This window comes from Paraburkholderia sp. Ac-20336, from assembly GCF_017105025.1.
GTDB lineage: Bacteria > Pseudomonadota > Gammaproteobacteria > Burkholderiales > Burkholderiaceae > Paraburkholderia.
On sequence record NZ_JAAGPS010000051.1, the window covers coordinates 39,161 to 46,444 of the forward strand.

Below are 7,284 nucleotides of genomic sequence, written 5' to 3' on the forward strand. Positions count from 1 at the left end.
CCTATTTGCGAGCGTCATTTGCGGTGCTCCGGAACGAAGCACCGAAAACGTTGACGCAGCGCAAAGTCCCTCGAAAAAAACACGGGCAATACCTGTGGCCCGACGCGAGTCCGAGCGATCGCGCCACGCGTGCCGTGTGTCATGTGCCTAAGGGATCTGTTGCGATGCGTAAGAGCGCATGTGCGTTTGCCGCATCCTCGGGTAGGGATGCGGCAACGGCCCTGCGCTTCGTTCTTTTAACCGGGGGTATGTACCGCGGTCGCGGCGACCGGCTCGGGCGCCGCAGCTTGCAGATGTTCGCCGCCGTCCGTCGGTACGGAATCCGAAGGAAGTGCGGAGCGTTCCGATTGCGCAAGCAGCGTGCCGACCGACGGGTCGATCGCATCGGTGAACGGCTTCGGATCGAGACCGATCGCGAGCACGAGCAGCCCCATCGCACCGAGCAGCACGAACTCGCGCTTGCCGAGGTCCTTCAGCTTCGCGACGCGCGCGTTGGCGATCGCGCCGAAGATCACGCGCTTGTACATCCACAGCGTGTAGGCCGCGCTCAGGATCAGCGTGGTCGCGGCGATCGCGCCGATCCAGAAGTTGAAGCGGATCGCGCCCATCAGCACCATGAATTCGCCGACGAAACCCGAGGTGCCCGGCAAGCCGATGTTCGCCATCGAGAACAGCATCACGAAGGCGGCAAAGCGCGGCATCGTGTTGGCGACGCCGCCGTATTCGGCAATCGACGCGCTCTTCGTGCGATCGTAGAGCATGCCGGTGCACAACAGCATCGCGCCGGACACCACACCGTACGAGATCATCTGCACGATCGCGCCCGACTGGCCGAAGCGGTTGAAGACGAACAGGCCGAGCGTGACGAGGCCCATGTGCGCGACCGTCGAATACGCGAGCAGGCGGCGCATATCGGTTTGCACAAGTGCGAGCAGGCTCGAATAGATCACGGCGACGAGCGACAGCGTAATCATCATCGGCGCGAAGAAGTGGCTTGCCTGCGGTGCGATCGGCAAGGCGAAACGCAGCAGACCATAGCCGCCGATCTTCAGCATGCCGATCATCACGGCGGCGCCGGTCGGGCCGTCGAGGTGGACGTCGGGCAGCCACGTATGCAGCGGCCACATCGGCACCTTCACGCCGAACGCGGCGAGGAAGCCGAGGAAGATCAGCGCCTGCGGCACCATCGCGATCGGCGTGTCGCGCCACACGGCGAGGTCGAAGCTGTGCGTCTGGCTGTACAGATAGAGCAGCGACATCAGCATCATCAGCGAGCCGAGGAACGACACGAAGAAGAACTTCACCGCCGCATACGAACGGTTCCTGTGGCCGTAGGTGCCGATCAGCAGATACAGCGGAATCAGCGTCGCTTCGAAGGCGACGAAGAACATCATGCCGTCGAGCGACGTGAACACGCCCTGCATGAAACCCGACAGCATCAGGAACGCGCCGAAGTACTGCGCGGTGCGCTGCGTGATCGATTCCCACGAGGCGATCACGATGATGATCGTGGTGAGCGCGGTCAGCGCGACGAGCCACAGCGAAATCCCGTCCACTCCCACATGCCAGGCGATGTCGAACGTCGGCGACCAGCGGACGTTTTCGACGAACTGCATCGACGTCACGTCGTTGCGGAAATTCGTCACGAGCGGAATCACCGGCAGGAAACCCGCCACCGCGCCGATCAGCGCGAGCCAGCGCGTGCGGTTACGCGCCGCGTCGGACCCGGCACGCAAAACCACGAGCCCGGCGACAATGGGAATCCAGATGAGAAGACTTAGAAGAGGCAATGGCATGTGCTCTGTCAGAACTTGAAGTACAAAACGCCGCGTCAGCGCCCTTGGAAACGGCCGGCGATGAAATGGATACGTAAGCTGGAGTTCGCTGAAACCGGCGTGCAGACGGGGTTTTCCGCTACACGTTTACCCGCAGTCGAATGACCAAAGGGTGGGAGATTACCAAGATAAGAATAATTTTGCAGCGCAGCAGCGCCGGAATCCGCGCCACAATACATTGTTGCCCCTCGAACACTTGCAAAACGCATGAAAATGTGCGCTTGCACATTGTTACAGATCAATTTTCAGAGCTAAAAAATTTCGTCGCAAAAGCTCACAATTAGCGGTGAGTTGACAACTTTTAAGCGTTTGCTTTGTTTGTCGCCGGACCGGCTGGAACGGATCGTGCCCCGATGCGGGTGTTTCATCGGTGGCGATCCGGCGCCGATGACAGAAATTTTTGCTAAAAATAGATTAAAAAAAATTTTGTGCGGGGCCTCTAAATTCCTCTTGGAGAGCCGGGGAAAGTACCTGGCAGCGCTCGCCCCAAAGACGGCCCGGCGGTCCGCCTGACAATGCTCGGAGCTTCCATTTTCATTACGCATAACAGCGGCAAAGTGTGCGTGTCGCTGCACGAATTCGCGCCGCAAGGCACACTCGTTTCGCCGGCCGACTCCTCTGCCGGCCCTCTTCCGGACCTCTTCGCATGGCGCTTCGTGACGACCCCGCGGTTCCCGCACTCGAATGCCGAGGACTGAGCAAACGGTACGGCGCCGGCCGCATCGTGCTGGCGCAGCTCGATTTCACGCTCGCGGCGGGCGAGTTCGTCGCGATCATGGGCGACTCGGGGGTCGGCAAATCGACGCTGCTCAATCTGATTGCCGGGCTCGACCACGCGGATAGCGGCAGCATCCTGATCGACGGCCGCGCCATTGGCGAACTCGACGACGACGCGGCGACGCGCCTGCGCCGGCAAAAACTCGGCTTCGTGTTCCAGGCCTTTCATGTGCTGCCGCATCTGACGCTCGCGCAGAACGTCGCGCTGCCGCTGCTGCTCAACGATCTGCCGGCCGCCGGCGCGCCCGGAATGCTCGCCGCGGTCGGTCTCGGCGGCCGCGGCGACGACTTTCCGCGCGATCTGTCCGGCGGCGAACTGCAGCGCGTCGCAATCGCACGGGCGCTCGTGCATCGTCCGACACTGATTCTCGCCGACGAACCGACCGGCAACCTCGACCCGGCGACCGCGCACGATGTGCTCGGCCTGTTTCGCGCGCAGAGCAAGGCGACTGGCGCGGCGACGATCATGGTCACACATTCGGAAGCCGCGGCCGCGGTAGCCGACCGTGTCCTGAGGTTGAGCGACGGCGGCCTGCATGCCGCGCCGCTGCAACCCGCGCCTGCGAGAGGCGCGCTCGCGCAGGCAAGCGCCGTTCGCGCGACCGGTGATGCGCGCTGAGATCGGCTCTGGGCCGCGCATGGCGGGACATCGCGTGCTCGCGCGCTGGCTGCTCGGCGCCGAATGGCGTAGCCATCGCGGACGCGCCCTCGTTGCCATTGCGACGATCGCGCTCGGTTACGCGGTGCAACTGATCAACAGCGCGGCCTTCAACGAATTCTCGGCAGCCGCGCGCAGCCTGTCCGGCGAAGCGGACCTGCAGGTGCGCGGCGCGCAGCCGTTTGTCGACGAATCGATCTATGCGCGTCTGTCGAACGATCCGCAGGTAGCGCTCGCGAGTCCCGTGCTCGCGCTCGATGTCATGGTGCCGGGCCGCGACGGCGCGCTACCGGTGCTCGGCATCGACGTGTTCAAGGCGAGCCGGATCACACCCGATCTGATCGGCGTGCCGTCGCCAGACCGCCCGTTCGATACGCTCGCTTCCGATACGCTGTTTCTGTCGCCAGCCGCGCAACGATGGCTGAACCTCAAAACCGGCGATGCCGTGACGCTGCGAAGCGGCACGTCGAGCGTGCGTCTGCGCGTCGCGGGCGGGCTCGCGAGAACGCGGCCGGGCCAGCGGCTCGCGGTGATGGATATCGCCGCCGCGCAGTGGAGATTCGGCAAGGTGGGCAAGCTCTCGCGCGTCGACGTGCAGCTCGCGCACGGCGTCGACCGGCCACGCTTCAAGCGTGATCTGCAAGCCCGGCTCGGCAATCCGTGGATCGTCGCTGAGGCGCGCGACACCGAGAGCCGCACCGATCGCCTGTCGCGCGCCTACCGGATCAACATGAACGTACTGGCGCTGGTCGCGCTTTTCACGGGCGCGTTCCTCGTGTTTTCGACGCAGGCGTTGAGTGTCGTGCGACGCCGCTCGCAGTTCGCGATGCTGCGCGTGCTCGGACTCACGCGCGCCGGGCTGCTGCGGCAGATCCTGCTGGAAGGCACCTTGCTCGGGCTGCTCGGTTCGCTATGCGGCCTTGCGCTCGGCTACGCGATGGCAAGCGGCGCGCTGCGTTTTTTCGGCAGCGATCTGGGCGGCGGCTATTTTCCCGGCGTGCAACCGCGAGTCGGTTTCGAGCCGCTGGCGAGCCTGCTGTTTCTGATGCTCGGCGTTGCGGTATCGGTATTGGGCAGCATCGCACCGGCCGTCGATGCGGCGCGCGCGCATCCGGCCGCAGCGCTCAAGGCAGGCGCCGAAGAAGTCGCATTGGCGCGGCTCGCGACGCCTTGGCCCGCGCTTGCGTGCCTGCTTGTCGCCGGGGTTCTCACGCGCTTGCCGCCGTGGTTCGATGCGCCGATTGCGGGCTATCTCGCCGTCGCCCTGCTGCTGGTCGGCGGCATTGCGCTGATGCCGCGCGTGACCGCGCTGATATTCCGCGCGGCAAGCCGCGTGGGCGGAACGCGACGCCGCTTCGGTGCAACCGGCACGCTCGCGATCGCGCGTCTCGCGAATGCGCCGGGCCAGGCGTCGATCGCCATGGGCGGCGTGCTGTCGAGCTTCGCGCTGATCGTCGCGATGGCCATCATGGTGGCCAGCTTCCGCGTGTCCGTCGACGCATGGGTCACGCACCTGCTCTCCGCCGATCTGTACGTGCGCGTGGCATCGGGCGGCAATAGCGGCGATGCCGGCGGCTTGCGGCTCGACGAGCAGGCGCGGATCGCCGCGATTGCCGGCATCCGCAACGCTGCGTTCGCGCGCATCACGCATCTGACGATCGATCCCGCCCGGCCCGACGTCGCCCTGCTCGCCCGCGAAATCGACGCGGCCGATCCTGGCGCCACGCTACAGATGAGCGGCGCGATACTGTCGCCTGCCGCGTTTCACAGCGGCGAAATACCTGTTTGGGTATCCGAAGCAATGGTCGACCTGTATGGATACCGAACGGGTCAGCGTGTGCAATTGCCGCTTGGCGGACCTGCTCAGGTATTCGTCGTGGCCGGCGTGTGGCGCGATTACGCGCGCCAGAGCGGCGCTATCCAGATACGGCTCGCCGATTATCGACGGCTGACCGGCGACACTCATGCAACCGATGTCGCCGTGACCGTCGAACCGGGTACGAGTGTCGAGCGTGTGATAGGCGGATTGCGCGCGCTGCTTTTCGGCGCATCGCTCGATCTATCTCAACCGGGCGAGATACGGGCGCGCACACTGGTGATCTTCGATCGCAGTTTCGCAGTAACTTATCTGCTCGAAGCGGTTGCGATCGTGATCGGTTTGTTCGGCGTCGCTGCAACGTTTTCCGCGCAGACGCTCGCGCGCACTCGCGAGTTCGGCATGCTTCGGCACGTTGGCGTGACTCGCGCACAAATCTTCGCGATCCTCGCCACGGAAGGCGGTCTGCTCACGGCGTGCGGTATTGCACTCGGCTTCGCGCTTGGCTTTGCAATCAGCCTGATTCTCGTGTTCGTCGTCAATCCGCAGTCGTTTCATTGGAGCATGTCGTTGCACGTGCCGTGGATCGTGCTCGGCACGGTAGCGATGGTCATGCTGGTTTTGTCCTGCACGACGGCGGTCGTGGCAGGCCAGGGCGCCGTGTCGGTGGATGCGGTACGCGCGGTGAAGGAGGACTGGTGATGGGGAGGCGGGCTACGCGATGCGCGTGGACAAAGCAGCGGACACGCAAAGTCTCTCTGCATTTTGATGCGATTGAGCCGTTCTGTGTTGCACGGCATGGTGGCGCGGAACGATTCAAATGCGTGCCGTCTGTTGGGCCGCGAAAACATCAGCCGCGACTGAAACCCTGCTCGTATGCAACATCATTTGAAACGCCCTTCACTATCGCGCGCAGGACGGGTTCACTGCGGCGATTCTCTTGTCTGTTTCTGTTTTATGCCGGCATGGCCGCCACGCCTCTCGCGTTTGCCGCGAGTGACAAGTTATCGGCCCCGGCATCCACGACATTTGCCGCGGTTACGCCGGATCATCCGGTCTCGCTGCCACAGGACAGCGGTGCACATCCGGCCTTTCGCACCGAGTGGTGGTACGCGACAGGCTGGCTCAACACGCCCGACAATCGGCCGCTCGGATTTCAGGTCACGTTCTTCCGTTCCGCCACCGGTCATGATCCCGCCGATCCGAGCGCGTTCGCGCCGTCGCAACTGATCATCGCGCACGCGGCGTTGAGCGATCCGGCTCTCGGGCGTCTCATTCACGACCAGCGCATCGCACGCGAGGGTTTCGGGCTCGCTTATGCGAAGCCGGCCAATACCGACGTCAAACTCGACGCGTGGAAAATGATTCGTGCCGCGGATGGTCACTACGACGTCGCCATCGACGCAAGCGGATTTTCGCTGCACCTCGTGCTGACGCCGACGCAAGCCCCGCTGATCCAGGGCGAGCATGGCTATTCGCGCAAAGGTCCACGGCCAGAGCAGGCGAGCTATTACTACAGCGAACCGCAATTGCACGTGACGGGCAATGTGATACGCCCCGCCGCAAATGGAAACGCCGCTGGGCGCGATACGCTCGTGACGGGCACGGCATGGCTGGATCACGAATGGTCGAGCACATTGCTCGATGCCGACGCGGTCGGATGGGATTGGCTCGGTGCCAATCTCGCGGACGGCTCGACGCTGATGGCATTCAAGGTCCGTCGCCGGGATGGTCACGCGCAATGGGCGCACGCGACGCTTCGCAAGCCCGACGGGCAGATAACACGGTTTGGTCCGGATCAGGTCGACTTTACGCCGATTCGCACATGGCGCTCACCGCGCACAAACGCTTCGTACCCGGTCTCGATGAAGGTCAGGACAGGTCCGTTGACGTGGCAGTTCGATCCGCTGATGGACGATCAGGAACTCGACTCACGACAATCGACCGGCGCGGTGTACTGGGAAGGCGCGGAGAGGGTGAGCCGTGAGGGCGTGGAGATGGGCCACGCGTATCTCGAACTGACCGGTTACGCGGACGCACAGCGGGCTGGGCAGCACTGAAGACTGCGCGACGGGGGATTGTGGAGAACGCGGGCGGCATGACGCCCGGGTCCGTTCGAACGCTGCGGCTTCGGGATCCGGCGGCGTATCCCTGACGCCGTAAACGGCCGGACCCCGGCACTCAGAGTGAGAAGCCGG

General features: G+C 64.1%; 4 protein-coding genes. 3 read left to right on the forward strand and 1 reads right to left on the reverse strand.

Annotated elements, in window-relative coordinates; genetic code table 11:
- Positions 1-236: 236 nt before the first annotated feature.
- On the reverse strand, positions 237-1,796 hold the full coding sequence (locus GXB81_RS16410; RefSeq protein WP_167285008.1) for an NADH-quinone oxidoreductase subunit M: 1,560 nt from the start codon (positions 1,794-1,796) through the stop codon (positions 237-239).
- Between the two features lie 685 nt (positions 1,797-2,481).
- Between GXB81_RS16410 and GXB81_RS16415 the strand changes: the two genes are divergently transcribed.
- The 3 genes from GXB81_RS16415 (at position 2,482) to GXB81_RS16425 (ending at position 7,146) form a co-directional block, all read left to right on the forward strand.
- Positions 2,482-3,231 carry an ABC transporter ATP-binding protein gene (locus GXB81_RS16415; RefSeq protein WP_205989777.1) on the forward strand — a complete coding sequence of 250 codons (750 nt, stop codon included), beginning with the start codon at positions 2,482-2,484 and terminating at the stop codon, positions 3,229-3,231.
- Positions 3,221-5,788 carry an ABC transporter permease gene (locus GXB81_RS16420; protein WP_205989778.1) on the forward strand — a complete coding sequence of 856 codons (2,568 nt, stop codon included), beginning with the start codon at positions 3,221-3,223 and terminating at the stop codon, positions 5,786-5,788. The genes GXB81_RS16415 and GXB81_RS16420 overlap by 11 nt, the downstream gene beginning before the upstream one ends.
- A 263-nt stretch (positions 5,789-6,051) precedes the next feature.
- Complete coding sequence (locus GXB81_RS16425) at positions 6,052-7,146, forward strand: carotenoid 1,2-hydratase (protein WP_205989779.1); 1,095 nt, start codon at positions 6,052-6,054, stop codon at positions 7,144-7,146.
- Positions 7,147-7,284: the final 138 nt, after the last annotated feature.

Coding starts and splice junctions, on each gene's coding strand:
- GXB81_RS16415 (WP_205989777.1), top strand. CDS start 2,482: ATGGCGCTTCGTGACGACCCCGCGGTTCCCGCACTCGAATGCCGAGGA.
- GXB81_RS16425 (WP_205989779.1), top strand. CDS start 6,052: ATGGCCGCCACGCCTCTCGCGTTTGCCGCGAGTGACAAGTTATCGGCC.
- GXB81_RS16420 (WP_205989778.1), top strand. CDS start 3,221: ATGCGCGCTGAGATCGGCTCTGGGCCGCGCATGGCGGGACATCGCGTG.
- GXB81_RS16410 (WP_167285008.1), bottom strand. CDS start 1,796: ATGCCATTGCCTCTTCTAAGTCTTCTCATCTGGATTCCCATTGTCGCC.